Source organism: Pseudomonas farris (assembly GCF_019145235.1).
Classification (GTDB): Bacteria; Pseudomonadota; Gammaproteobacteria; order Pseudomonadales; family Pseudomonadaceae; genus Aquipseudomonas; species Aquipseudomonas farris.
This window is the reverse complement of sequence record NZ_JAHSTV010000014.1, coordinates 1-26,480: the sequence shown is the minus strand read 5'-3', so window position 1 is coordinate 26,480 and position 26,480 is coordinate 1. Positions and strand designations below refer to the sequence as shown.

Below are 26,480 nucleotides of genomic sequence, written 5' to 3'. Positions count from 1 at the left end.
GGACTCAAGGCATGTTCAACGGTAAATCGATTTTCATCTCTGGCGGCACCGGCTCGTTCGGGCGCAATTTCATCCGCCGGCTGCTGGAGCAATATCAACCCAAACGGGTGGTGGTATTTTCCCGCGATGAGCTGAAGCAGTACGAGATGCAGCAGACGTTCAACGCGCCGTGCATGCGTTACTTCATCGGTGATGTGCGCGATGCCGAGCGTTTGCGTCAGGCCATGCGCGGCATCGATTACGTGGTGCATGCCGCGGCCCTGAAACAAGTGCCTGCGGCGGAATACAACCCCACCGAATGCATCCGTACCAACGTCAACGGCGCGGAAAACATCATCGCCGCTGCCATCGACAACGGCGTGAAAAAAGTCGTCGCGCTGTCAACCGACAAGGCCGCCAGCCCGATCAACCTGTACGGCGCGACCAAGCTGCTGTCGGACAAACTGTTCGTGGCCGCCAACAACATTGCCGGTGAACAGCAGACCCGCTTTGCCGTCGTGCGCTACGGCAACGTCGCCGGTTCGCGGGGGTCGGTGGTGCCGTTCTTCAGCAAACTGATTGCCGAGGGCGCCAAAGAGCTGCCGATCACCGATGAGCGCATGACGCGTTTCTGGATCACCCTCGATCACGGTGTGAAGTTTGTGCTCGACAGTTTCGCCCGCATGCACGGCGGCGAAGTGTTTGTGCCGAAGATCCCGTCGATTCGCATCGTCGATCTGGCGCGGGGCATGGCTGAACATTTGCCGCACAAAAACGTCGGCATTCGTCCGGGGGAAAAACTCCATGAGCTGATGGTGCCGCTGGACGACGCGCGCATGACCCTGGAATTCGATGATCACTACACCATTCAGCCGTCGATTCGTTTCACCAGCGTTGACGTGGATTTTGCCGTCGACAAACTGGGCGAGCAGGGCCGGCCGGTGAGCGAGGATTTCGAGTACCGCTCCGACACCAACCCGCACTTCCTGTCGGTCGGCCAGATCGCTGACCTGCACGCGGAGCTGTCGGCATGATTCCCTACGGTCGGCAAAGCCTCGATCAGGCGGACATCGATGCGGTGGTTGCCGTGTTGCAGTCCGACTGGCTGACGCAAGGGCCGACCATCGAGCGTTTCGAACAGGCCATGGCCGAGCGTTGCCAGGCCGATTTCGCGGTGGCGGTGTGCAACGCCACGGCGGCGCTGCACATTGCCTGTCTCGCCGCCGGCCTCGGGCCGGGTGATCGCTTGTGGACCACGCCGAACACTTTTCTGGCCTCGGCCAACTGCGGTCGCTACTGCGGCGCCGAGGTCGATTTTGTCGATATCGATCCGCTGACCTGGAACCTCGACGCCTACACTTTGGCGTCGAAGCTTGAGATCGCCGAGCGCGACGGCAAACTACCGAAAGTGCTGGTGGCGGTGGCGTTCTCCGGGCAGAGCTGCGATATGCGCATGATCGCCGAACTGGCCGAGCGCTATGGTTTCACCGTGATCGAGGATGCCTCCCACGCGGTCGGTGCGTCTTATGCCGGGCGTCCGGTGGGTTGCGGCGAATTCGCGGCGATGACGGTGTTCAGTTTTCACCCGGTGAAGATCATCACCAGCGCCGAAGGCGGCATGGTGCTGACCAATCGCCCGGAGCTGGCCGAGCGCTTGCAGCGCCTGCGCAGCCACGGCATGACCCGTGACCCTGCGCAGATGACCGAACTCAGCCATGGTCCCTGGTACTACCAGCAAGTGGAACTGGGCTTTAATTACCGCATCACCGACCTGCAAGCGGCCCTCGGTCTGTCGCAGCTGAACAAGCTCGATGGTTTCATCGAGCGTCGGCGTGAACTGGCGGCGCGTTATGACCGGTTGCTGGCGTACTTGCCGCTGACTTTGCCCAGCGCGCAGCCTGAGGCCGAATCGGCGTGGCATTTGTACGTGGTGCGCTTGCAGCCGGAGCGGATCAGCCTCAGCCATCGACAGGTGTTTGAAGGCTTGCGAGCGGCCGGGGTGGGTGTGAACCTGCACTATATTCCGCTGCACTTGCAGCCGTACTATCGCGACCTGGGTTTTGCCGAGGGTGATTTCCCTCAGGCCGAATGTTATTACGCCGAGGCCATCAGCCTGCCGCTGTTTCCTCTGCTGAGCGATGAACAACAGGATTATGTGGTCGAGCAATTGCGACGACTGATCCTTGAGGCGTAGTGACTTGAGGAGTAGTGAATCTTGAGCAGTGTTGCGATCATCCCGGCCCGCGGTGGCAGCAAGCGAATCCCGCGCAAGAACCTCAAGCCGTTCGACGGTGTGCCAATGATCGTCCGTTCGATTCGCACGGCGCTGGAATCGGATCTGTTCGACCAGGTGATCGTCAGCACCGACGATGAAGAGATCGCCGAGGTCGCACGGGCCCATGGGGCTCAAGTGCCGTTCATGCGGCCCGTAGCGCTTGCCGACGATTTCACCGGGACCGCAGCGGTGATCGTGCATGCTTTGAAGCAATTGCCAGCGTTCGACTATGCGTGCTGCGTCTACGCGACGGCGCCCCTGTTGCAGGCGCGTTATTTGCGTCAGGGGCATGAGTTGTTGGTGCAGCATCCGGACAAGTCTTTCGCGTTTTCAGTCGCCGGTTTTGGCTTCCCGGTACAACGGGCCTTGACCCTGGACGAGCAGGGCGCCTTGACCTCGCTCTACCCGGAATTTCGCGAGACCCGTTCCCAGGACTTGCCCGAAGCTTTTCAAGATGCCGGCCAGTTCTACTGGGGGCGCAGCGAGGCCTGGTTGCGTGGCGATGTGCTGTTCTCGCCGGCAAGCCTGCCGGTGATTCTGCCGCGGCATCTGGTGCAGGATATCGACACGCTTGAAGACTGGACGCGTGCCGAATATCTCTATTCCGCCTTGAAGGCTGGGGGTGAGCTGCAATGAGGGTACTGATCCGCGCTGATGCATCGCCGACCATCGGCACTGGCCATATCGCCCGCTGCCTGACCCTGGCCAGGGTGTTGCGCAAGCAGGGCGCGCATGTTTCCTTCGCTTGTCGTCAGTTGCCGGGGCATCGGTTGGACAGTCTGCAGTCTGAGGATTTCGAGACTTTCGCGCTGCCGGAGCGCTATCCCGATGAAGACCCACAGCAGGCCATCGAGTCGATGCTGCCGTGGCAGGCGGACATCGCTGCGCTGGGGCAAGCATTGGAAAGTCATCCGGCTTTCGACTGGATCATCGTCGACCACTATGGTCTCGATCACCATTGGCAGACCGCGGCCCGCCGCTGGGCTCCGCGAATCGCGGCGGTGGACGATTTGGCCACTCGGCGATACAGCGTCGATCTGCTGCTCAATCAAAATCTGTCGGGCACGCCAGAGGCTTATGCCTCACTGCTGACGCCCGATTGCCAGACCCTGCTGGGCCCACGGTTTGCCCTGCTGCGCGATGAGTTCTGTTGCCCGGCAATCGAGATCAAACCTCGAGCCAGGCGAGTGCTGGTGAACTTCGGCGGTTTCGATGCGGCCATGCAGACCCACCACGCGATGTTGGCGCTGGCGGACCTCCATGAGCTGGAAGTCGATTTCGTGGCGGGTGCCGATAACCCGGCCTGGGAGCAGATGCAGAGTCTGGTGGACTATCGCCCGAACTGGCGCCTGCACAGTTTTGTCAGCGACTTTTACCGGCTGATGACCGAGGTCGATCTGTTCATCGGTGCCGGTGGCGGTACCAGCTGGGAGCGGGCGGCCATGGGGCTGCCGACGATCTGCATTGCGGTCTCGAATAATCAGCAGGCCAACGGCGAGGTGATGGCGACCTCGGGGGCTCATGTGTTCCTGGGCAACCGCGAGCAGGTCGGCGTCGAGCAATTGCGCCAGACCATCGGTTTTGTCGTGGGCAATCAGGGAATTCGTCAAAGTCTGGCCGAACGTTCGCGGCAGTTGGTCGATGGCCGTGGGGCGCAGCGGGTCGCAGCAGCGCTGGCGGGGGCGGTGTTGCCGGTTCGTCAGGCCACTCAGGACGATGCGCAATTGTTATTCGACGGGCGCAATGCCGAGGCGGTACGGCGCTGGTCGCTGGACACGCACATCATCGACTGGCAACGGCATCAGGCCTGGCTGGCCGCGAGCCTGAGCAACCCGCGGCGGTTGCTGTTGATCGCCGAGGCGAATGACGGTCCGGTCGGTGTGCTGCGTTATGACCTCGACGATGCTCATGCCGAAGTCTCGATTTATTTGTTCGAAAGCCGAATCGGCCTGGGTTGGGGGAGGGCGTTGCTGGCGCGGGGCGAAGCCTTTGTGACCGCTTACTGGCCGTCACTGCAAGCCATCACCGCTCAGGTGCTGCCGGCCAACCAGGCGTCGCTGAAAGTTTTCCGCGAGGCAGGTTTCACTCAGAGTGCTTGTGCGTTCACACGCGTTTTAAAGGATCACCCATGACCCGTTTCAAGATCGGCAACCGCTCGATCGGTGCCGATGCGCCGCCGTTCATCATTGCCGAGATGAGCGGCAACCATAATCAGTCGCTGGACGTGGCGCTGCAAATCGTCGAAGCCGCGGCCAAGGCCGGTGCGCATGCCTTGAAGCTGCAAACCTATACCGCCGAGACCATGACGCTGGACCTGTCCGAAGGCGCGTTCTTCATCAAGGACCCCAACAGCCTGTGGGCCGGTTCTTCGCTGTACGCGCTGTACGAGAAGGCCCATACGCCGTGGGAATGGCACGCGCCGATTTTCGCCCGGGCCAAAGCGCTGGGCATGCTGGCGTTCTCTACACCGTTCGATGACACGGCGGTGGACTTTCTCGAAAGCCTGGACGTGCCGGCCTACAAGATTGCCAGTTTCGAGAACACCGATCTGCCATTGATCCGGCGGGTCGCTGCCACCGGCAAGCCGCTGATCATCTCCACCGGCATGGCCAGCATCGCCGAGCTCGATGAAACCGTGCGCGCCGCCCGTGAGGCCGGTTGTAAGGATCTGGTGTTGCTCAAGTGCACCAGCACGTACCCGGCGACGCCAGCCAACAGTAATGTGCGCACCATTCCTCATCTGCGTGAGTTATTTGGCTGTGAAGTCGGTTTGTCCGATCATTCGATGGGCGTCGGAGTGTCCGTCGCTGCAGTAGCGCTGGGGGCAACGGTGGTGGAGAAACACTTCACCCTTGACCGTGCCGCCGGTGGCGTGGACGCCAGTTTTTCCCTGGAGCCTGCTGAACTCGCGAGCCTGGTGATTGAAACCGAACGCGCTTGGCAGGCGATGGGCCAGGTGCATTACGGCGTAACCGAGGCCGAGCGCAAGTCTCTGGTATACCGCCGTTCGCTGTACATCACTCAGGACATGGTCGCCGGAGAACCTTTCACCGCCGCCAATCTGCGGGCCATCCGGCCTGGCCTGGGGCTCGCCCCCAAACACGCTGAAGCCCTTCTGGGCCGCCGCGCCCGACAAGCCATCAAACGCGGAACGCCGTTGGACTGGTCGCTGGTCGAATAACCTGTTGTGGGTCTGATTCGGCAAAATAGCGTGACCTGCGAGTCATAACGCGCATCTTCACTGTATTGTATAAAAAGGGGAGATGGCGCCTGGACTGTTTTTAGCCCAGTGATGGCCTTTTATTCTTCCTGCTGTCGCCCCCTTGAGGGCGACGTTATTCGTTGTTTGTCGGCGCCCCTCGATTCCTTGCGAGCGGTGGTATTGGGCTGTTTATTATTGGGAAGCCGTAATGATTGGCATAAAGAGCATTGCGAGCTACGTTCCTGTAGCCGGCGTGGACAATTACGCACAAGGTGCAAAATTCGAAAAGGATGAAGAATTCATCCTGGGCAAGATCGGTTCGGCCTTCCTGCCGCGCAAAGATGCCGGTCAGGAAACCTCGGATCTGTGTGTCGAAGCAGTCAACGCGCTATTCGCCAACAATCCCGAATTGAAGCGTGAAGCCATCGACGTGTTGATCGTCGTTACCCAGAATGGTGACGAAGAAGGTCTGCCGCACACCGCCGCCATCGTTCAGGACAAACTGGGCCTGCCGACGACCGTGGCTGCGTTCGATATTTCCCTGGGCTGCTCCGGTTACGTCTACGGCATCTACGCCATCAAGGGTTTCATGGAAGCTGCTGGCCTGAAGAATGGCTTGCTGGTGACCGCTGATCCGTACTCCAAGATCGTCGACCCGGAAGACCGCAACACCACCATGCTCTTCGGCGATGCCGCCACTGCCACCTGGATGGGCGAAGATGCACCATGGCAGCTGGGCAAGGCCAAGTTCGGCACTGACGGTTCCGGCGCGCCGCACCTGAAGGTTTCCGACGGGGTGTTCTTCATGAACGGCCGTCAGGTCTTCAACTTCGCGCTGCTCAAAGTGCCGGCGCATTTGCACGAGCTGCTGGGCGACTCCGGCCTGACGGCTGACGATATCGACGCCTTCTGCATTCACCAGGGCAGCGCGGCAATTGTCGACGCCGTGGCGCGGCGTTTCGAGGGCGAGCCTGAGAAGTTCATCAAGGACATGGTCGAGACCGGTAATACCGTGTCGTCGAGCATTCCGCTGCTGCTGGAAAAACACGTGCTGGACTCGAAGTGGAAGCGCGTGGCGCTGAGTGGTTTCGGGGTAGGACTGTCCTGGGGTTCGGCGATCATCTATCGCCCTTGAACATCTAAAAGCCAGGCACAAAAATAGCGTTCAAGGTGTAACCTTGAACGCTATTTTTTTGCCCGAATGAAAAGCGAGGCTCCATGAGCGAGTTCTTTGAGCGCAACGCCGAGGTCATCCAGCGCCGCTGGCCGGCCGTGGCTGAGCGTCTGCTGACTGAAGATCCGGGCCCGTTGCAGGCCGATCTGGTGGAAGGGCTCGGCTCGACCCTGAGCATCAACGGCATTCAATTGACCAGTCGCCATGACCGCATCCGCGAAGCGCAGCTTCAGGCCGAAAGCCTGCCGGTCGACAGTCCGGTGTTGCATGTTTACGGCACGGGGCTGGGTGATCTGCAACTGGAACTGCTGCAGCGTTCAGGGCCGATTCAACTACATGTACATATCCTCAACGGCGCAGTGTTTGCGCTGGTCTTGCAATTGCTCGATCAGCAGTCGTGGCTCAGCGATTCGCGTGTCCAGCTGCACTATGCCGGTGATCTGGCTGAGATTTGTTTGCCGTTCTTTGCCCTGCCATCAGAGCTGGTGCTGGCCGATGACTACAACGCCAGGATCCGAGACCGCTTGATCAGCGAAACCCATCTGACATTCAACAACCGTGAGTTCGATCCGGACACTCCGGAAATAGCGGCACGCCTGCTGGAAAGTGTCGAACAGATCCGCATTGATAGCGACGCCGCACAATTGTTCGCAACACACGCTGGCCAGCCAATGTTCGTCATCGCCACCGGGCCGAGCCTGGAACAGCACTTCGTGACCTTGCGATCCATTCGCGGCCAGACCCCGCGACCACTGTTCGTTTGTGTCGATACCGCTTACCGGCCGTTGATCGAGCACGGCATCAAGCCGGATGTGGTCGTCACGATTGATCAGCGTATCTCGCAGCGTCACCTGCCACCCGAGGACAGCGCAAATACCACACTGGTCTACATGCCGCTGGTGGACCCTGTCGTGTTGCAGGCCTGGCAAGGCAAACGCTATGTCGCCTACTCGGCAAGCCCGGTTTTTCGTGATTTGCGTGAGCAGTTGCCTCGCGCCGGGCTGGTTGCAGGCGGCAGCGTGATTCATCCGGCGGTGGATCTGGCGGTGAAAATGGGGGCCAGTCAGATCACGCTGTTCGGGGCTGACTTCGCGTTCCCCAACAATAAGACTCATGCCGGCTGGAATGATGGCGATCTTGGCCCGCAATTGGGCGCGGCTCGCCATTGGGTGTTGGACGGGAATGGGCAGCGGGTCAAGACACAGCTCAACTTCCGCAGCTACTTGTGTGAGCTGGAGCGCTATATCGCTGCGCAGCCACAAGTAGCCTTCTACAACAGTAGTCGAGCCGGAGCCATGATTGCCGGCACGACATTTCATCCGGAGTTCAGTCGATGAGCGAAGTGTTACTCGTTGATCAGGCCCGGCAATGTTCAGCGTTGTTTCGCTTGGGAAGGGATGTCGAGGCTGCGCTGGTCATGGTTGAGGTAGCGGAGCGGGTGCAGTCGCGGGTCGGCGGGGCAGACAGCCAGATCGCGGCCCGGTGGATGGCATTGCTGACAGGCATGCTGGATAGCCAGGAACGACAGGATTGGCTGGCGCTGGCGGACTACCTTGAATACGAACTGATCGATTTGCTGATGGCTGTCAATTCCGCGTAATGCCGTGGCAGATCAGCGGGAGCGGGGCTGTAAGAAAGGGTTGTGGCAGTTCTCTGGCGTCATTTTTTGGTGGTTGGATCGTCGCTAAGCCTTGGTTTTACAGGGGGTGGCAGGGTGATGGCAAAAAATTTTAAAAATCCCCTCAAGCAACCTGCGTTGGCGACGATAACTATTACGAAGGTTCTCTAGGCCATACCGGGCGGTTGCCAGGGCCGGAAGCCGCAGTACCCAACCAACGAGGAATTCGTCATGGCTTTAACAGTAAATACCAACACTACTTCCCTGAGTGTTCAGAAGAACCTGAACCGTGCGTCGGACGCACTGTCGACCTCGATGACCCGCCTGTCCTCCGGCCTGAAAATCAACAGCGCCAAAGACGACGCCGCCGGCCTGCAGATCGCTACCCGTATGACTTCGCAAATCCGTGGCCAGACCATGGCTATCAAAAACGCCAACGACGGTGTTTCGATCGCTCAGACCGCTGAAGGCGCTCTGCAAGAGTCGACCAACATTCTGCAGCGTATGCGTGAAATCGCACTGCAAGCGCGAAACGACTCCAACGGCACCGCTGACCGTACCGCTCTGGACAAAGAATACCAACAGTCGATCGCTGAACTGACCCGTATCGCTCAGTCGACCAACCTGAACGGCAAAGCGCTGATCGACGGTACTGCTGGTGCGATGGAGTTCCAGGTAGGTTCGAACACTACTTCCGACAACCAGATCACTCTGACCCTGTCGACCAGCTTCGACGCCAGCGCCCTGGGCATGACCGGTACTGTCATTTCCGGCGTTGATAATACAACTAACCATACTAACGTTGATGCCTCTATCTCGGCTATCGACGCTGCTCTGGCAAACATCAACGCCACTCGCGCTGACTTGGGTGCTGCTCAAAACCGTTTCTCGACTACCATTTCCAACCTGCAGAACATCAACGAAAACGCCAGTGCTGCACTGAGCCGCGTACAAGATACCGACTTCGCTGCAGAAACTGCACAGCTGACCAAGCAACAAACTCTGCAACAAGCTTCCACCGCAGTTCTGGCCCAGGCCAACCAACTGCCATCCGCTGTACTGAAACTGCTTCAGTAATAGCTGATGTGTTTTGGCGGGGGAGTGCGTATGCGCGCTCTCTCGCTTTTTCAGTTTAAGAGGTGATGGACATGGATATGAGCGTTAAGCTGAACTTGTCTTATCCAGCTGCGAAGCCGGCGACGACTGTTGCTGACAAGCCGGTGGAGAAGCCTCGAACCGATGCCTTGGTGGGGGCGCCGGTCAATGATGAACAAAAGAACGACGCGGTATCCGAGCGGGACAAACTCAAGATGGCCGTTCAGGAAATTGAAAAGTTCGTTCAGTCGGTCAAACGCAATCTGGAGTTCTCGATCGACGAGCCTTCAGGAAAAGTAGTCGTCAAGGTTATTGCCAGTGACTCGGGTGAGGTGGTTCGCCAAATCCCCAATGAAGAAGTCCTGAAACTGGCTAATAGTTTGAATGATGCAAGCAGCTTGTTGTTCAGCGCGAAAGCCTGACAGCTGGCATGAATATTGTTGCTATGTTCTTTTGGACGTTGTAGTGGTCAAAAGACCGGCGACACACTGAAGGGAGATATGCATGGCAAGTCCAATTCTACCGGGCACAGGTTTAGGCTCTGGCCTTGATACCGGTGCTATTGTCAAAGCCTTGGTCAACGCCGACAAAGCAGCCAAACAGAACCAGATCGACCGTCAGACGACCACCAACACCGCGCAGATTTCCGGTATTGGTTCCCTCAAAAGTGTCCTGGCGAACTTCCAGACTGCAATCAAGAATCTGGGCAATACGCAGACTCCGCAATTCCTGGGCTTTAACGCCACCTCCGCCGACGCGAAAGTATTGACCGCTGTAGCGAGTAACACGGCTGTCAACGGTACTTACGTGGTCAAGGTCACTAATCTGGCGACCTCATCCAAAGTGGCCACCGCAGCATTTGCCGGCGGTACCAGCAGTGCTATCCCAAGCGGCACGCTCAATATCACGCAAAATGGCGTTTCCAGTTCTGTAACCATTCCGGCGGGCGCGACGTTGCAGTCGGTTCGGGATGCGATTAACACCCAGCAAGGCGCCAATGGCTTCAGTGCCAACATCGTGACTGACTCGTTTGGTTCGCGTCTGGTGTTGGGTTCCACGGTGACCGGTGCCGGTTCCGATATCACCCTCAGCGGTATTGCGGGTCTGGAGATCAATGCCGGCCAGCAAATGGGTGCAACACCGACCGCTACTTCGGCGGGTGCCATCGGCGAATTCGCGGTGGACGCCAAGTTCACCGTGGACGGGCTTGCGCTGACCAGTAAAAGTAACAAGGTTGACGCAGCTATTTCCGGCTTGACCCTGAATCTGGTCGCCGGTGGTGGTGAGACGACAGTGACGGTCGGCCCGAACAGTGATGGCCTGAAAAAATCCATTCAAGCTTTCGTTGACGCATATAACCAGGTTGTGACCAGTGTTAATGCGTTGACCAAACCTTCTCTGGATGACGATGGCAATCCGACCATCGCCGCTGCACTCACCGGTGACCCATTGGCGCGCGGCATTCTGGCATCCATTCGTCAGCCGTTGGTCACTACCGGCGCAGGTGACAAGCTCACTGTTCTGTCGCAACTGGGCATCACCACCAATCAGAAAACCGGTGCGCTGGATTTCGATAGCACCAAGTTCACGACCGCGATGGATACCCAAAAGCTCGGTGGTGAGGTTCAGAAGCTGTTCCTGGGTGATCCGACGGCGACTGGCGATGCCGCCAAGGGCTTGCTGACGCGCATGAACGATGCAATCACCCCTTACACGGTCACGGGCAGCGAGGGTATCCTCGATGCCCGTTCGACCAGCCTGGCCAAGACCAAGTCGAATCTGGCCAACCAGCAGGCAGCCCTGGATCGCCGTATCGAGACGCTGACTGCTGTGCTGACCAAAAAATACAACGACATGGATTCTCTGGTCGGCAAACTCAAGGCAACTGCCAGTAACATCACCTCAATGTTCGAGGCGATGAACGCGCAGAAAAACGCCTCGTAGTGCATAAACGCCAAAAGCCCGGCAGCGGATTCCGCTTGTCGGGCTTTTTTTGGTTTGGTCTAAAGATTTTTGACGCCGTGTCGATAGAGTGAATATACGAATCACAGAGTTTGAATGAGGTACAGCATGAACCCGATGTTAGCCCTTCGGCAGTATCAGAAGATTGGCGCGCAAGCCCAGACTTCCGAGGCCAGTCCTCATCGTCTGGTGCAAATGCTTATGGAAGGTGGTCTGGATCGCATCGCTCAGGCCAAAGGTGCCATGGAGCGCAAGGATGTCGCCAACAAAGGCGTTCTGATCGGCAAGGCCATCGGCATCATCGGAGGTCTGCGTGAAGGTCTGGATCTGGAAAACCAGGCTGACTCGGTGACTGAGCTGGATAACCTCTACACCTACATGATGAAGCGTCTGGCTGAAGCCAATCTCAAGACCGATCCAAAAATTCTCGACGAAGTCGCCGACCTGCTTCGCACGGTCAAAGACGGTTGGGATGCCATTGCCGCGCCGGGTCCGCAGTTTTAAGGAGATCACCATGAGTCTTGTCTTGCAGCGAATCGAACAAACCCGCGATGCCCTCGTCGGGGCATTGGCCGAGCGCAATTGGGAAGCCATTGGTGAATTGGACCTGGCTTGCCGTTCCTGCATGGAAGACGTCTTGAGTGAAGCTTCGGTGGACGAGGCCGCGTTGCGCGACAACCTTGAGGAGTTGCTGGGAGTGTATAAACAGCTTCTGGAGGCGGCGACGGGGGAGCGCCAAGCGATAGTCGATGAGATGTCGCAGATCCACCAAGCGCAGAACGCGGCAAAGGTTTACCATCTGTTTGGGTAGTTAACCCTCAGTTAATCCAAACATAGTGCGCCATAAATTTGACTGTGCACGGTTTTTTGACTTAACTAGTGGCTGGTTCCAGATTTCAGGCGTCTACAGGCATAACGTGTCTGCAAGCGTCTAGCTTGCCCCTCATTTTGGGCATTGAGTTGACTAGGGAAGTTGCTATTGCATGTGGCGTGAAACCAAAATTCTGCTGATTGATGACGATAGCGTCCGCCGCCGCGACTTGGCGGTGATTTTAAATTTTCTTGGCGAAGAAAATTTACCCTGTGGCAGCCATGACTGGCAGCAGGCGGTCGGCTCTTTGTCATCAAGTCGTGAAGTAATCTGTGTCCTCATCGGGACGGTAAATGCTCCTGGTGCACTTTTGGGCCTGTTAAAGACACTCTCAACCTGGGATGAGTTCCTTCCAGTTTTGTTAATGGGTGATAATTCTTCCATTGACTTACCAGAAGACCAGCGTCGCCGAGTGCTTTCGACTCTCGAAATGCCGCCCAGCTACAGCAAATTGCTCGATTCGTTGCACCGTGCCCAGGTCTATCGCGAGATGTATGACCAGGCCCGTGAGCGCGGTCGTCACCGTGAACCCAATCTTTTCCGCAGCCTTGTCGGCACCAGTCGGGCGATTCAGCACGTCCGTCAGATGATGCAGCAAGTCGCCGACACCGACGCCAGCGTGCTGATCCTCGGCGAGTCCGGGACCGGCAAGGAAGTGGTCGCGCGTAACCTGCACTACCACTCCAAGCGTCGTGACGCGCCGTTCGTTCCGGTCAACTGCGGGGCGATCCCGGCCGAGTTGCTGGAAAGCGAATTGTTCGGTCACGAGAAGGGCGCCTTCACCGGAGCGATCACCAGTCGCGCCGGGCGTTTCGAGCTGGCCAACGGCGGTACCTTGTTCCTCGACGAAATCGGTGACATGCCGCTGCCGATGCAGGTCAAGCTGCTGCGTGTCTTGCAGGAGCGCACCTTTGAGCGTGTGGGTAGCAACAAGACCCAAAGCGTCGATGTGCGGATCATTGCGGCGACCCACAAGAATCTCGAAAGCATGATCGAGATCGGCACTTTCCGCGAAGACCTCTACTATCGCTTGAACGTGTTCCCGATCGAGATGGCGCCATTGCGCGAACGCGTCGAAGACATCCCGTTGCTAATGAACGAGTTGATCTCTCGCATGGAGCACGAGAAGCGCGGTTCGATCCGTTTCAACTCGGCAGCGATCATGTCGCTGTGCCGTCACGGCTGGCCGGGCAACGTTCGCGAGCTCGCCAACCTGGTGGAGCGTATGGCGATCATGCATCCGTACGGGGTGATCGGTGTGGTCGAGTTGCCGAAGAAATTCCGCTACGTCGATGACGAAGACGAGCAACTGGTCGACAGCCTGCGCAGCGATCTTGAAGAGCGAGTGGCCATCAACGGTCATACCCCCGACTTCACCGCCAATGCCCTGCTGCCGCCGGAAGGCCTGGACCTGAAGGACTACCTCGGCGGTTTGGAACAAGGGCTGATTCAGCAGGCGCTGGATGATGCCAATGGCATCGTGGCACGGGCGGCAGAACGGCTGCGTATTCGTCGTACCACGCTGGTGGAGAAGATGCGCAAGTACGGCATGAGCCGTCGTGACGGAGATGAACAGGCGGATGATTGACGCCTGTTTTTCAACTCCTTCATTTATAAGCGGTTTTTTTTAGGCACGGGTATTGCTACATCCCTCGCAACGTTCCGTTTAACTGACGGTCAACCACGCGAGAGAGCACGATGCCCCCAGCCGCCCAGATGTCTCCTGTCCCAGATGCTTCGGGGCAACCGTCGTCCGTAGAGCAGGCAAGCCGGCTTGGCCTTGAGCAGGCGTTTGCGCTGTTCAACCAGATGTCGAGCCAATTGACCGATTCCTACAGCATGCTCGAAGCCCGGGTCACCGAGCTCAAGGGCGAGCTGGCGGTGGTCAGTGCTCAACGCATGCAGGAGCTGGCGGAAAAGGAACGCCTGGCCAACCGTCTGCAAAATCTCCTCGATCTGTTGCCCGGCGGCGTCATCGTCATCGACGCCCAAGGCATCGTGCGCGAAGCCAATCCCGCTGCAAGTGAACTGCTCGGCCTGCCGCTCGAAGGCGAGCTGTGGCGTCATGTGATCGCTCGATGCTTTGCTCCGCGCGAGGATGACGGTCACGAAATCTCTCTCAAGGACGGTCGGCGTTTGTCGATCGCCACGCGCTCGCTGGATGCCGAGCCCGGCCAGTTGGTGCTGCTCAACGACCTGACTGAAACCCGTCATCTGCAAGATCAACTGGCTCGTCATGAGCGCCTGTCGTCTCTCGGTCGCATGGTCGCATCGTTGGCTCATCAGATTCGCACACCATTGTCCGCTGCGTTGCTCTATGCCAGTCATTTGACTGAGCAGGAGTTGCCGGTCGAGACCCAGCAACGTTTTGCCGGGCGCCTGAAAGAGCGCCTGCATGAGCTGGAACACCAGGTTCGCGACATGCTGGTATTCGCTCGCGGCGAGCTGCCGCTGACTGACCGCGTCACCCCCAAGATGCTGATGCAGTCGCTTCAAGCGGCAGCGCTGACCCATGTTCAGGACCTGCCGATTCGCTGGCAGTGCGACAGTCATGCCGGTGAGTTGCTGTGCAATCGCGACACCTTGGTCGGGGCGATCCTCAATCTGATCGAGAACGCCATTCAGGCAAGTGCCGGCGATGTCCGTTTGAAAGTTCACCTGTATACCCGCGGCAACAACCTGCGGCTGTGCGTCAGCGACAGCGGCAGTGGTATCGACACGAAGGTGCTGGCGCGACTGGGCGAGCCATTTTTTACCACCAAAACCACCGGCACCGGCCTGGGCCTGACCGTGGTTAAGGCAGTGGCCCGCGCCCATCAGGGAGAATTGCAGCTGCGCTCGCGCCTGGGTCGCGGCACTTGCGCACAAGTGATCTTGCCGCTTTTTTCTGCGGAACAATCCAGTGCTCAGGGAGCGACGTGAAGGACATGGCCATCAAGGTTTTACTGGTCGAGGATGACCGCGCGCTACGGGAAGCATTGGCTGATACGCTGTTGCTTGCCGGGCACGATTACACGGCGGTCGGTTCGGCGGAAGAGGCGCTAGAGGCTGTCGGCGCCGAGGCGTTTAACCTGGTGCTCAGCGACGTCAACATGCCGGGCATGGACGGTCATCAACTGCTGGGATTGCTACGGGCTCGTCAGCCGCAGCTGCCGGTGCTGCTGATGACTGCTCACGGTGCGGTCGAGCGCGCAGTCGACGCCATGCGTCAGGGCGCAGCCGATTACCTGGTCAAGCCGTTCGAACCCAAAGCCTTGCTCGATCTGGTGGCGCGTCACGCCTTGGGCAATCTCGGCGTAACCGAGAGCGAGGGACCTGTGGCGTTCGAGCCGGCCAGTGCGCAATTGCTGGAATTGGCCGCACGGGTGGCGCGCAGTGACTCCACGGTGTTGATCTCTGGTGAGTCCGGAACCGGCAAGGAAGTGCTGGCGCGATACATCCATCAGCACTCTCACCGCGTCAGTCAGCCGTTCATTGCGATCAACTGTGCAGCGATCCCGGACAACATGCTCGAAGCCACCTTGTTCGGTCACGAAAAGGGTTCCTTCACTGGCGCCATCGCGGCGCAGGCCGGCAAGTTCGAGCAGGCCGATGGCGGAACGATCCTGCTCGATGAAATCTCTGAAATGCCCCTCGGCCTGCAGGCCAAGTTGCTGCGGGTATTGCAGGAGCGTGAAGTCGAGCGAGTCGGCGCACGCAAGCCGATCACGCTGGACATCCGAGTGGTCGCCACCACCAACCGTGACCTGGCCGCTGAAGTGGCGGCGGGGCGTTTTCGTGAAGACCTTTACTATCGCCTGTCGGTGTTTCCGCTGGCCTGGCGTCCGTTGCGCGAGCGCACCGCCGACATCCTGCCGCTGGCCGAGCGACTGCTGGCCAAACACGTCAATAAAATGAAGCATGCTGCGGCGAAGCTCTCGCCTGAGGCGCAGGCGTGCCTGATCGGTTATCCATGGCCGGGCAACGTGCGTGAGCTGGATAACGCGATCCAGCGTGCTTTGATTCTGCAGCAGGGCGGCTTGATCCAGCCGCAGGATTTCTGCCTGGTCGGACCTGTGGCGTGCGCGCCGTTGCCGGCATTGGCGCCGACACCCGTGCGCGCAGTAGAAGTCGAAGCCGAATCGGCGGGCGCCCTCGGCGATGACCTGCGGCGCCGTGAATTCCAAATGATCATCGACACCTTGCGCTCTGAGCGCGGCCGTCGCAAAGAAGCCGCGGAGCGACTGGGCATCAGCCCGCGCACCTTGCGTTACAAGCTGGCGCAGATGCGCGACGCCGGAATGGACGTGGAAGGCTACTTGTTCGCCACCTGAAAGTTGACGCAAGCAACACCGCTCCCACATTTGTTTTGCGGTGATTCATGGTTAAAGCAAAGCCCGGAAGGCTTTTGTTTAGAGCGGCCACCGAGCTGGCACCCTTGTTGCTAACACCTCACTACCCGCCGAGTGAGTGTCAAAAAATTGCGGGTAGCCAAAGACGTAGCTTCGTCAAAGAGAGAAACCATGAGCCAAGGTATTGAATTCAATCGATTGATGCTGGACATGCGCTCCATGCAAATGGATGCCATGTCTGCGCCGAAATCGACTGCCGCAGTCCCTGAATTGGGTGGCAGCAGCTTTTCCGACATGCTCGGTCAGGCCGTCAATAAAGTGAACGACACCCAGCAGGCGTCCAGTCAGTTGGCCAGTGCCTTCGAGATCGGCAAAAGCGGCGTCGACCTGACGGACGTGATGATTTCCTCACAGAAGGCCAGCGTGTCTTTTCAGGCACTGACCCAAGTGCGTAACAAGCTGGTTCAGGCTTACCAAGACATCATGCAGATGCCGGTTTAAGGACGAGATTGAGTCATGGCAGAAGCAATCGCCGATAATGTTCCGGCCAAGGCCACCCCAATAGACGGCAAACCGCCGCTGTTCGGGTTGTCCTTCCTGGAAAACCTCTCCGAGATGACCATGTTGCGTCAGGTGGGCCTGTTGGTCGGCCTGGCTGCGAGCGTGGCGATTGGTTTTGCCGTGGTGTTGTGGTCCCAGCAGCCAGACTACCGGCCTCTGTACGGCAGCCTTGCCGGCATGGATGCCAAGCAGGTCATGGAAACCCTGGCCGCCGCAGATATTCCCTATACCGTTGAACCGAACTCCGGTGCCTTGCTGGTCAAGGCCGATGACCTGTCCCGTGCGCGGCTCAAGCTCGCGGCCGCTGGTGTCACTCCCAGCGACGGCAACATCGGTTTCGAGATCCTCGACAAGGAGCAGGGGCTGGGTACCAGCCAGTTCATGGAAGCAACCCGTTATCGTCGCGGCCTCGAAGGCGAACTGGCCCGGACCATTTCCAGCCTGAACAACGTCAAGGGTGCCCGCGTGCACCTGGCGATTCCGAAAAGCTCGGTGTTCGTGCGTGATGAACGCAAGCCCAGCGCTTCGGTTCTGGTTGAACTCTATTCCGGTCGCTCATTGGAGCCAGGCCAGGTCATCGCCATCATCAATCTGGTGGCGACCAGCGTTCCTGAACTGAGCAAGTCGCAGATCACCGTGGTCGACCAGAAGGGCAACCTGCTGTCGGATCAGGCGGAAAACTCCGAACTGACCATGGCCGGCAAGCAATTCGATTACAGCCGCCGCATGGAAAGCATGCTGACCCAGCGTGTGCACAACATCCTGCAACCGGTGTTGGGCAATGACCGCTATAAAGCCGAAGTCTCGGCCGATGTGGATTTCAGTGCCGTCGAGTCGACTTCCGAGCAGTTCAATCCGGATCAGCCAGCGTTGCGCAGCGAGCAATCGGTCAACGAACAACGTACCGCCAGCAATGGCCCGCAAGGTGTGCCGGGTGCCCTGAGCAACCAGCCGCCGTCGCCAGCCTCGGCGCCGCAAACCACCGGTGGCGCCACCGCGTCGGCCGGTATGGTGCAGCCAGGCCAGCCATTGCTCGATGCTAACGGTCAGCAAATCATGGACCCGGCCACCGGCCAGCCGATGCTGGCGCCGTACCCGGCCGACAAGCGTCAACAATCCACCAAGAACTTCGAACTCGACCGTTCCATCAGCCATACCAAACAACAACAGGGTCGTTTGAATCGCCTGTCGGTGTCGGTGGTGGTGGATGATCAGGTCAAGGTCAATGCGGCCAACGGCGAAACGACTCGTGCGCCGTGGAGCGCCGATGAACTGGCGCGCTTCACCCGTCTGGTACAGGATGCGGTCGGTTTCGACGCCAGCCGTGGCGACAGCGTCAGCGTGATCAACATGCCGTTCTCCGCCGAGCGCGGTGAAGTGATCGCCGAAATTCCGTTCTATTCCCAGCCGTGGTTCTGGGACATCGTCAAGCAAGTGCTGGGTGTGTTGTTCATCCTGGTGCTGGTGTTCGGCGTGCTGCGTCCGGTGCTCAACAACATCACTGGTGGCGGCAAAGACAAGCAACTCGCAGGCCTGGGCAGTGACGTCGAGCTCGGTGGCATGGGCGGCCTGGACGGCGAACTGGCCAACGACCGCGTCAGCCTCGGTGGCCCGACCAGCATCCTGCTGCCGAGCCCGAGCGAGGGCTATGACGCACAATTGAACGCAATCAAGAGTCTGGTGGCAGAAGATCCGGGTCGCGTGGCCCAGGTCGTAAAAGAGTGGATTAACGCAGATGAGTGATAACCGAGCCGTTGCCGCCAAACTGACCAAGGTCGACAAAGCCGCGATTCTGCTGCTGTCCCTGGGTTCTACCGACGCCGCGCAAGTGCTGCGCCACATGGGGCCCAAAGAGGTCCAGCGTGTGGGTGTGGCGATGGCCCAGATGGGCAACGTGCACCGCGAGCAGGTCGAACAGGTCATGAGCGAGTTCGTCGACATCGTCGGCGACCAGACCAGCCTGGGCGTCGGCTCCGATGACTACGTGCGAAAAATGCTCACCCAGGCCCTGGGCGAAGACAAGGCCAACGGCCTGATCGACCGGATCCTGCTGGGCGGCAACACCAGTGGCCTCGACAGCCTGAAGTGGATGGAACCGCGCGCCGTCGCCGACGTGATCCGTTACGAGCACCCGCAGATCCAGGCAATCGTGGTGGCGTACCTCGACCCGGATCAGGCCGGTGAAGTACTGGGTAACTTCGACCACAAGGTCCGGTTAGACATTATCCTGCGAGTGTCTTCGCTGAACACTGTGCAGCCCGCGGCCCTGAAAGAACTCAACCAGATTCTCGAGAAGCAGTTCTCCGGCAACTCGAATGCCTCGCGCACCACCCTGGGTGGCATCAAGCGTGCGGCCGACATCATGAACTTCCTCGACAGCTCGATCGAAGGTCAGTTGATGGATTCGATCCGCGAAGTCGACGAAGACCTGTCCGGTCAGATCGAAGACCTCATGTTCGTGTTCAACAACTTGTCCGATGTCGACGACCGCGGCATTCAGGCGCTGTTGCGCGAAGTGTCCTCGGACGTCCTGGTGCTGGCCCTCAAGGGTTCGGACGAAGGCGTCAAGGAGAAGATTTTCAAGAACATGTCCAAACGGGCGGCCGAACTGTTGCGCGACGACCTCGAGGCCAAAGGCCCGGTGCGCGTCAGCGATGTGGAAACCGCGCAGAAAGAAATCCTCACCATTGCCCGCCGTATGGCCGAAGCCGGAGAAATCGTTCTCGGCGGGAAGGGCGGCGAAGAGATGATTTAAGGTCACTATGTCGTCCAAACATGATGAGTCCAATACCGACCTGATCCGTGCCAAGGACGTCGGTGGTTTCGATATCTGGTCACTGCCCAGCTTCGATCCGTTTGTGCCGGAACCCGAGCCGGAGCCAGAGCCCGAACCGCCGGAAATGGAAGAAGTGCCGCTGGAAGAAGTCCAGCCACTGACCCTCGAAGAGCTCGAAAGCATTCGCCAGGAGGCCTACAACGAAGGCTTCGCTGTTGGCGAGAAAGAAGGTTTTCACAGCACCACGCTCAAAGTCCGTCAGGAAGCCGAAGTGGCCCTGACGGCCAAGATCGCTGGCCTGGAACAACTGATGGTCAATCTGTTCGAGCCGATTGCCGAGCAGGACACCCAGATCGAAAAGTCGCTGGTCGACCTTGTGCGGCACATCACCAAACAAGTGATTCAGCGCGAACTGGCCATCGACTCGACGCAGATCGAACACGTCATGCGCGAAGCGCTCAAACTCTTGCCGCTGGGTGTGGGCAACGTGCGGCTGTACGTCAATCCGCAGGATTTCGAACAGGTCAAAGCCCTGCGCGAGCGACATGAAGAAACCTGGCGCATCGTTGAGGACGAGTCCTTGTTGCCGGGCGGTTGCCGGGTTGAGACTGAACACAGTCGCATCGACGCCACCATCGAAACCCGTGTTACCCAAGTCATGGCCAAGCTGTTCGATCAATTGCACGATCAGGCGCTGCACCCGGCCGCGCCGGATTTGAGCCTGGAACTGCCGGTTGACGAAAAGCCTGCGGTTGCCCCGGTCGAGCCGGAACTGGACGACCCCGATGCGCCTTGATCGCACCAGTTTCGCCAAGCGCCTCGGTAGCTATGCCGAGGCCACGGAGCTTGCCGGTGCGCCAATCCTCGAAGGTCGTCTGTTGCGCATGGTCGGCTTAACCCTCGAAGCCGAAGGCTTGCGCGCCGCCATGGGCAGCCGCTGCATGGTCATCAACGACGACAGCTATCACCCGGTGCAGGTCGAAGCTGAAGTCATGGGCTTCTCTGGCAGCAAAGTTTTTCTGATGCCGGTCGGCAGCGTCGCCGGCATCGCCCCTGGTGCCCGTGTGGTGCCCTTGGCCGATACCGGTCGCTTGCCGATGGGCATGAGCATGCTCGGGCGGGTGCTCGATGGCGCCGGTCGCGCGCTGGATGGCAAGGGCGGGATGAAGGCTGAAGATTGGGTGCCGATGGACGGCCCGACCATCAACCCGCTCAAGCGTGACCCGATCAGCCAGCCGCTGGACGTGGGCATTCGCTGCATCAACGGTTTGTTGACGGTCGGTCGTGGTCAGCGGCTCGGGCTGTTCGCCGGTACCGGCGTGGGCAAGAGTGTGCTGTTGGGCATGATGACCCGCTTCACCGAGGCCGACATTATCGTCGTCGGGCTGATCGGTGAGCGCGGTCGAGAAGTTAAGGAATTCATCGAGCACATCCTTGGTGAAGAAGGGCTCAAGCGTTCGGTGGTGGTGGCGTCGCCGGCGGACGATGCGCCACTGATGCGTCTGCGCGCGGCCATGTACTGCACGCGAATCGCCGAATATTTCCGCGACAAGGGCAAGAACGTCCTGTTGCTCATGGATTCCCTGACCCGTTTCGCTCAGGCCCAGCGGGAAATCGCCCTGGCCATCGGCGAACCACCGGCGACCAAGGGCTATCCGCCGTCGGTGTTCGCCAAGTTGCCGAAACTGGTGGAGCGGGCCGGTAATGCCGAAAAGGGCGGTGGTTCGATCACTGCGTTTTACACCGTATTGTCCGAAGGCGACGATCAGCAAGACCCGATCGCCGACTCGGCGCGGGGCGTGCTCGACGGGCACATCGTGCTGTCCCGACGTCTGGCCGAGGAAGGGCATTACCCGGCTATCGATATCGAAGCGTCCATCAGTCGGGTCATGCCGTCGGTGGTGGGCATCAAGCACTTGAACCACGCGCAGATGTTCAAGCAATACTGGTCACGCTATCAGCAGAGCCGCGACCTGATCAGCGTCGGCGCCTATGTGCCCGGCGGTGACCGGGAAACTGACGCCGCGATCAATCTGCAACCAGCCATGACCATGTACCTGCGCCAGGGCTTGAACGACAACATCGGCATGGGCGCCAGCGAAAACCATCTCGCCTCGATCTTCGCCCCGGCAGCGGGCGGCTAACCAGCCATGGCCCAGAGCCGCGCGGCACGCCTTGCACCTGTGGTGGAAATGGCCGAAAAGGCCGAAAAAACCGCGGTCATGCGCCTCGGGCACTTCCAGGGCCAGGTTCGTCTGGCGGAAAGCAAACTCGCCGACCTGGAAAACTTCCGCCTCGAATACCAGGAACAATGGATCGTGCGCGGCAGTAGCGGCGTGTCGGGCCAATGGTTGCTGGGTTATCAGGGCTTTCTCGCACAACTGGGCACGGCCATCGACCAGCAGCGTCAGAGCCTGAACTGGCACCAAAACAATCTGGACAAGTCCCGGGAAGCCTGGCAGCAGGCGTTTGCCCGGGTCGAAGGCTTGCGCAAACTGGTTCAGCGCTACAGGGATGAGGCGCGGCAACTGGAAGACAAGCGCGAGCAGAAGTTGCTGGATGAACTGTCCCAGCGGTTGCCGCGTCATGATCCGTATTGAGTGCCGGTTTTAAAAGATCGCAGCCTTCGGCAGCTCCTACAGGATCGGGTTTGCATTCGGTCAATGTAGGAGCTGCCGAAGGCTGCGATCTTTTGACCTTGCTCCAGCCCCTATCAAGTGCTAAACCTTGTACACGTACGTTCGCCAATGACAAGGAAGCCGTGAAATGTCAGTCGTTACAGAAGTATCTCAGGATGGGAAAAAGCTGACGATTTCGATCGAGGGACGATTCGATTTCGGTCGGCATCAGGAGTTTCGCGAGTCCTACGAGCGACTCAACAGTAAACCCGAGTCCATTGTGGTGGACCTGAAGAAAGCCACTTATCTCGATAGCTCGGCACTGGGCATGCTGCTCTTGCTGCGTGATCACGCCGGTGGCGACAGTTCCGATATTCGCGTCGTCAACAGCAGTTCCGATGTGAAGAAAATCCTCGCCATTTCCAACTTCGACAAGTTGTTCGACATCAGTTGATCATGCAGCCGCTCGAACCGCTGACGATACTGATCGCTGAAGACAGCGCGGCTGATCGCCTGCTGCTGTCGACTATCGTCCGGCGCCAGGGCCATGAAGTGCTGACGGCAGCCAATGGCGCCGAGGCGGTCGAAGCGTTCCGCTCGCAACGACCGCACCTGGTGCTGATGGACGCCATGATGCCGGTGATGGACGGTTTCGAGGCTGCGCAGCAGATCAAGGCGCTGGCCGGCGAAACCCTGGTGCCGATCATCTTTTTGACGTCGCTGACCGAAAGCGAGGCGCTGGCCCGTTGTCTGGAGGCCGGGGGCGACGATTTTCTGGCAAAGCCTTACAACCAGGTGATCCTCGCCGCCAAAATCAAGGCCATGGATCGCTTGCGACGTTTGCAAGCTACGGTGCTGGAGCAGCGCGACCTGATCGCCAGGCACCACGATTACTTGCTCAACGAACAACGGGTAGCCAAAGCCGTGTTCGACAAGGTCGCCCACTCCGGTTGTCTGAACGCACCGAATATTCGTTACCTGCAATCGCCCTATGCGCTGTTCAATGGCGATCTGTTGTTGGCCGCGTTCACCCCTGCTGGCGACATGAATGTGTTGCTCGGCGATTTCACCGGTCATGGTTTGCCGGCCGCCGTCGGCGCGATGCCCTTGGCTGAAGTCTTCTATGGCATGACGGCCAAGGGCTACGGTTTGTCCGAAACCCTGCGCGAGATGAACGCCAAGCTCAAACGTATTCTGCCGGTGGACATGTTCTGCTGTGCGACTTTGCTGTGCCTGAGTTTTCAGCGAGGATCGGTGGAGGTCTGGAACGGCGGGATGCCCGACGGTTACTTGCACAGCACCGCCAGCGGCGAACGTATCGCTCTGACGGCAAGGCACTTGCCGCTGGGCGTGCTGAGTCCGCAAACCTTCGATGACCGCACTGAGGTGTTCCCGATGGCCGTCGGGGATCGGGTGTTTCTGCTATCTGACGGGGTGATCGATACCTGCGATGCCAATGAACAATTGTTTGGCGTAGAACGATTGGAGCAGGTGTTTGCGGCCAATCGTCAGCCTGATGCGCTGTTCGAAGAGATCGAACAGGCCCTGCGGGACTTTCGCGGGGAGGCCCGCGATGACGTGAGCATGGTCGAGGTCAGTCTGCTGGAGGCTGCGCAACTGAGTCCGCCAGCGCCGGTGTACTCCGACAGCGGCCAATCCAGTCCGCTGGACTGGTCGGTGAGTTTCGAGTTCCGCGCCGCCACGCTCAAGCGATTCAATCCGCTGCCGTACTTGTTGCAGTTGCTGCTTGAGGTGCATGGCCTGCGGGCTCAGAGTGGCGCACTCTACAGTGTGCTGGCAGAGCTTTATTCCAATGCCCTGGAGCATGGCGTGCTGGGCCTGGATTCGAGTCTGAAGCGCGATGCTTCGGGTTTTGCGCGTTATTATCAGCAGCGCAATGCGCGCCTGGACGAATTGCGCGACGGTTATGTGCGGGTGCATTTGCAGGTGATGCCAAAAGGTGAGGGCGGTTGTTTGTCGATTCGGGTCGAAGACAGTGGCAAGGGCTTCGATGTGGCCCGGGTGATGGAGCGTCCCGTCGATGGTGTCCGTCTGTCGGGACGTGGCGTCAGTTTGATCCGTCAATTGAGCCATCATGCACGCTGGACCGATAATGGTCGAAGTGCTCACGTGGAGTTCTTCTGGGAGGCTCTGGCATAATCCCAGGCATTCTTGATCAAGGAGTGAACAAGTGGCTGATACACATCTGGACCGTGACGTGCTGAGCGCGTTGCAGGAAGTTATGGAAGACGGGTATCCAGAATTGCTCGATACCTTTCTCGCCGATTCCGAAGAGCGCCTGACTCTGCTACGTCAGGCTGACGATGCCGATAAACTGGGCGCCGCTGCGCACAGTTTCAAAGGCAGCAGCAGCAATATGGGCGCTACCCGGCTGGCCGAGCTGTGCCATGAGCTGGAGCAGCGAGCCAAGCAGAAAAGCCTCGAAGGCATTGAGGCGCTGGTCGGAGAAATTGACGGCGAATTTGCCATTGTCCGGCCACTCTACGAAGCGGAACGTCAGCGTTCCCTTGCTGAATAAAACTACCGTCCGACGCTTTTAGCGGTCAGCGAACAAAGCTGGCTCGACCCTTGCTAATAAGTTTCTCAACTGTACCTACGATCCCAGTGCAGCGGAGACCGTTTTATGCCCGTTACCCCAAACATTCTTCTTCAGGCCGCCACGACGGCCAAGGCTCAAGCCGCGTCCGCCAATGCTCCGGCGCTGACAGCTGAGCCCGGGGACAAGGCCACCAGCTTCGCTCAGGTCTATGCCAATCAGGCCCAGAATAAACCCTCCGCCCTGGCGGATGGCTCGGCTAAACCCGCACGCGACAAAGTCTCGGACAGCGTCGGCAAAAAAGACGTGATCAACGACAAGTCTGCCGCCCCAGAACCGACTGTTGCCGATAGCGGCAAATCCTTGCCCGCCGATAAACCGGCGCAGGCTGACGACAAGACGGCCAGCAATGACACGTCGGATCCGTCCGAGGCGTCGACGCCGGTGGCCAATACCGCGCCTGTCGATCCGGCCCTCGATCCTGCGTTGATGCAGCCGGTGGTGCCAGCCGCTGTGCCGGAAACCCCAGCCGTTGTGGCCACTGTGCAACCCGTTGAGGCACCTGTCGCCGCCGTCGTTACCACGGCAGCGGCACAGACTGTTGCGACCATCGATCCAGATTTCGACCCCGAAGCCGACCCTCTCGATGCGCTGCCAGTCGTGCGCATGGCCATGGAGCAGGGCGGGCACGTTTCGGCCGCCAGCCAGGCCCAGCCAAAAGCGGCACCAGCCTCGGCTCAAGTCGACGGCGAGCCGACTTCGGCGCAAAACTTTACCGCGGGCATGGCGAGCATGCTCGATGTGCAGGCCGATCAGGACAGCACCAGCCAGGGTGGCGAAAAGGCTTTCAGTGGCCTGATCGATGACGGCCTCAAGGACCTCAAGTCCGCCAGCAGCGATACTCGTGTCGATGATTTCGCCAACCGTCTGGCGGCACTGACTCAGGCGGCAACGCCGAAGACTGCCAATGCATTGCCGGTGAATCAGCCAATCGCCATGCATCAGAGCGGTTGGACCGAAGAAGTGGTCAACCGGGTCATGTACCTGTCCAGCGCCAATCTCAAGGCGGCCGATATCCAGTTGCAACCGGCCGAACTGGGGCGCCTCGATATTCGGGTGAACATGGTTCCGGATCAGCAGACCCAGGTGACTTTCATGAGCGCCCACCCCAGCGTTCGCGAAGCGCTCGACGGGCAAATGCATCGCTTGCGTGACATGTTCGCGCAGCAGGGCATGGGACAGGTCGACGTCAACGTTTCCGATCAGTCTCGTGGCTGGCAGGGACAGGGTCAGGAGCAGGCTCAACAGGGGCAAGGTGGACGTACCAACGCTAGTGGCGGTCGCCTCGATTCTGTCGATGAAGAACTCCCTGCTACTGTCGCTGAAGTAGCCGCCAACACTGCCAGCGTGATTGGCACCAGCGCCGTCGACTACTACGCCTGATCAAACGCAGAAAGCCTT

At 59.2% G+C, this 26,480-nt stretch carries 26 protein-coding genes; all 26 read left to right on the top strand.

Annotated elements, in window-relative coordinates:
* Positions 1 to 11: 11 nt before the first annotated feature.
* The gene (gene pseB, locus KVG95_RS25465) at positions 12 to 1,013 is read left to right on the top strand and encodes a UDP-N-acetylglucosamine 4,6-dehydratase (inverting) (RefSeq protein ID WP_030130522.1); all 1,002 of its coding nucleotides are present in this window, start codon (positions 12 to 14) and stop codon (positions 1,011 to 1,013) included.
* Positions 1,010 to 2,173 carry a UDP-4-amino-4,6-dideoxy-N-acetyl-beta-L-altrosamine transaminase gene (pseC, locus tag KVG95_RS25460; RefSeq protein ID WP_217858373.1) on the top strand — a complete coding sequence of 388 codons (1,164 nt, stop codon included), beginning with the start codon at positions 1,010 to 1,012 and terminating at the stop codon, positions 2,171 to 2,173. The genes pseB and pseC overlap by 4 nt, the downstream gene beginning before the upstream one ends.
* 21 nt (positions 2,174 to 2,194) lie before the next feature.
* On the top strand, positions 2,195 to 2,890 hold the full coding sequence (gene pseF / locus KVG95_RS25455; protein ID WP_217858372.1) for a pseudaminic acid cytidylyltransferase: 696 nt from the start codon (positions 2,195 to 2,197) through the stop codon (positions 2,888 to 2,890).
* The gene (gene pseG, locus KVG95_RS25450) at positions 2,887 to 4,386 is read left to right on the top strand and encodes a UDP-2,4-diacetamido-2,4,6-trideoxy-beta-L-altropyranose hydrolase (RefSeq protein WP_217858371.1); all 1,500 of its coding nucleotides are present in this window, start codon (positions 2,887 to 2,889) and stop codon (positions 4,384 to 4,386) included. The genes pseF and pseG overlap by 4 nt, the downstream gene beginning before the upstream one ends.
* Positions 4,383 to 5,435 carry a pseudaminic acid synthase gene (gene pseI / locus KVG95_RS25445; RefSeq protein WP_217858370.1) on the top strand — a complete coding sequence of 351 codons (1,053 nt, stop codon included), beginning with the start codon at positions 4,383 to 4,385 and terminating at the stop codon, positions 5,433 to 5,435. Before pseG ends, pseI begins: the two co-directional genes overlap by 4 nt.
* A gap of 229 nt (positions 5,436 to 5,664) precedes the next feature.
* The gene (locus KVG95_RS25440) at positions 5,665 to 6,591 is read left to right on the top strand and encodes a ketoacyl-ACP synthase III (protein WP_038979567.1); all 927 of its coding nucleotides are present in this window, start codon (positions 5,665 to 5,667) and stop codon (positions 6,589 to 6,591) included.
* A gap of 83 nt (positions 6,592 to 6,674) precedes the next feature.
* Positions 6,675 to 7,967 (top strand): motility associated factor glycosyltransferase family protein, encoded by a 1,293-nt coding sequence (locus KVG95_RS25435; RefSeq protein WP_217858369.1) that lies wholly within the window; start codon positions 6,675 to 6,677, stop codon positions 7,965 to 7,967.
* Complete coding sequence (locus KVG95_RS25430) at positions 7,964 to 8,230, top strand: hypothetical protein (protein WP_217858368.1); 267 nt, start codon at positions 7,964 to 7,966, stop codon at positions 8,228 to 8,230. Before KVG95_RS25435 ends, KVG95_RS25430 begins: the two co-directional genes overlap by 4 nt.
* A 249-nt stretch (positions 8,231 to 8,479) precedes the next feature.
* On the top strand, positions 8,480 to 9,325 hold the full coding sequence (locus KVG95_RS25425; RefSeq protein WP_217858367.1) for a flagellin domain-containing protein: 846 nt from the start codon (positions 8,480 to 8,482) through the stop codon (positions 9,323 to 9,325).
* A gap of 71 nt (positions 9,326 to 9,396) precedes the next feature.
* Positions 9,397 to 9,765, top strand: coding sequence for a flagellar protein FlaG (locus KVG95_RS25420; RefSeq protein ID WP_217858366.1), 369 nt, complete (start codon positions 9,397 to 9,399; stop codon positions 9,763 to 9,765).
* A gap of 82 nt (positions 9,766 to 9,847) precedes the next feature.
* Positions 9,848 to 11,287 (top strand): flagellar filament capping protein FliD, encoded by a 1,440-nt coding sequence (gene fliD / locus KVG95_RS25415; protein ID WP_217858365.1) that lies wholly within the window; start codon positions 9,848 to 9,850, stop codon positions 11,285 to 11,287.
* Between the two features lie 126 nt (positions 11,288 to 11,413).
* On the top strand, positions 11,414 to 11,809 hold the full coding sequence (gene fliS, locus KVG95_RS25410) for a flagellar export chaperone FliS (RefSeq protein WP_217858364.1): 396 nt from the start codon (positions 11,414 to 11,416) through the stop codon (positions 11,807 to 11,809).
* A gap of 10 nt (positions 11,810 to 11,819) precedes the next feature.
* A complete protein-coding gene (gene fliT / locus KVG95_RS25405) occupies positions 11,820 to 12,116 on the top strand; it encodes a flagellar protein FliT (protein ID WP_052966715.1) in 297 nt (98 codons plus the stop codon).
* 172 nt (positions 12,117 to 12,288) lie between these two features.
* A complete protein-coding gene (locus KVG95_RS25400; RefSeq protein ID WP_007894189.1) occupies positions 12,289 to 13,764 on the top strand; it encodes a sigma-54 dependent transcriptional regulator in 1,476 nt (491 codons plus the stop codon).
* Between the two features lie 128 nt (positions 13,765 to 13,892).
* A complete protein-coding gene (locus KVG95_RS25395; RefSeq protein WP_217858363.1) occupies positions 13,893 to 15,098 on the top strand; it encodes a sensor histidine kinase in 1,206 nt (401 codons plus the stop codon).
* A gap of 5 nt (positions 15,099 to 15,103) precedes the next feature.
* Positions 15,104 to 16,489, top strand: a complete 1,386-nt coding sequence (locus KVG95_RS25390; RefSeq protein WP_217858362.1) for a sigma-54-dependent transcriptional regulator — start codon at positions 15,104 to 15,106, stop codon at positions 16,487 to 16,489.
* A gap of 189 nt (positions 16,490 to 16,678) precedes the next feature.
* Positions 16,679 to 17,008 carry a flagellar hook-basal body complex protein FliE gene (gene fliE, locus KVG95_RS25385; protein ID WP_010456962.1) on the top strand — a complete coding sequence of 110 codons (330 nt, stop codon included), beginning with the start codon at positions 16,679 to 16,681 and terminating at the stop codon, positions 17,006 to 17,008.
* A 15-nt stretch (positions 17,009 to 17,023) separates the two neighbouring features.
* Complete coding sequence (fliF, locus tag KVG95_RS25380) at positions 17,024 to 18,811, top strand: flagellar basal-body MS-ring/collar protein FliF (RefSeq protein ID WP_052966713.1); 1,788 nt, start codon at positions 17,024 to 17,026, stop codon at positions 18,809 to 18,811.
* Complete coding sequence (gene fliG, locus KVG95_RS25375; RefSeq protein WP_007894195.1) at positions 18,804 to 19,823, top strand: flagellar motor switch protein FliG; 1,020 nt, start codon at positions 18,804 to 18,806, stop codon at positions 19,821 to 19,823. Before fliF ends, fliG begins: the two co-directional genes overlap by 8 nt.
* Positions 19,824 to 19,830: 7 nt before the next feature.
* Positions 19,831 to 20,640: a flagellar assembly protein FliH gene (gene fliH, locus KVG95_RS25370; protein ID WP_217858361.1), complete on the top strand. Its 810-nt coding sequence runs from the start codon at positions 19,831 to 19,833 to the stop codon at positions 20,638 to 20,640.
* On the top strand, positions 20,630 to 21,988 hold the full coding sequence (gene fliI / locus KVG95_RS25365; RefSeq protein WP_217858360.1) for a flagellar protein export ATPase FliI: 1,359 nt from the start codon (positions 20,630 to 20,632) through the stop codon (positions 21,986 to 21,988). Before fliH ends, fliI begins: the two co-directional genes overlap by 11 nt.
* A 6-nt stretch (positions 21,989 to 21,994) precedes the next feature.
* Positions 21,995 to 22,444, top strand: a complete 450-nt coding sequence (gene fliJ, locus KVG95_RS25360; protein WP_217858359.1) for a flagellar export protein FliJ — start codon at positions 21,995 to 21,997, stop codon at positions 22,442 to 22,444.
* 166 nt (positions 22,445 to 22,610) lie between these two features.
* Positions 22,611 to 22,916, top strand: coding sequence for an STAS domain-containing protein (locus KVG95_RS25355; protein ID WP_217858358.1), 306 nt, complete (start codon positions 22,611 to 22,613; stop codon positions 22,914 to 22,916).
* A 2-nt stretch (positions 22,917 to 22,918) separates the two neighbouring features.
* Positions 22,919 to 24,622 carry an ATP-binding SpoIIE family protein phosphatase gene (locus KVG95_RS25350; RefSeq protein WP_217858357.1) on the top strand — a complete coding sequence of 568 codons (1,704 nt, stop codon included), beginning with the start codon at positions 22,919 to 22,921 and terminating at the stop codon, positions 24,620 to 24,622.
* Between the two features lie 31 nt (positions 24,623 to 24,653).
* Positions 24,654 to 25,001, top strand: a complete 348-nt coding sequence (locus KVG95_RS25345; RefSeq protein ID WP_217858356.1) for an Hpt domain-containing protein — start codon at positions 24,654 to 24,656, stop codon at positions 24,999 to 25,001.
* A 105-nt stretch (positions 25,002 to 25,106) separates the two neighbouring features.
* Positions 25,107 to 26,462, top strand: coding sequence for a flagellar hook-length control protein FliK (locus tag KVG95_RS25340; RefSeq protein WP_217858355.1), 1,356 nt, complete (start codon positions 25,107 to 25,109; stop codon positions 26,460 to 26,462).
* Positions 26,463 to 26,480 lie beyond the last annotated feature (18 nt).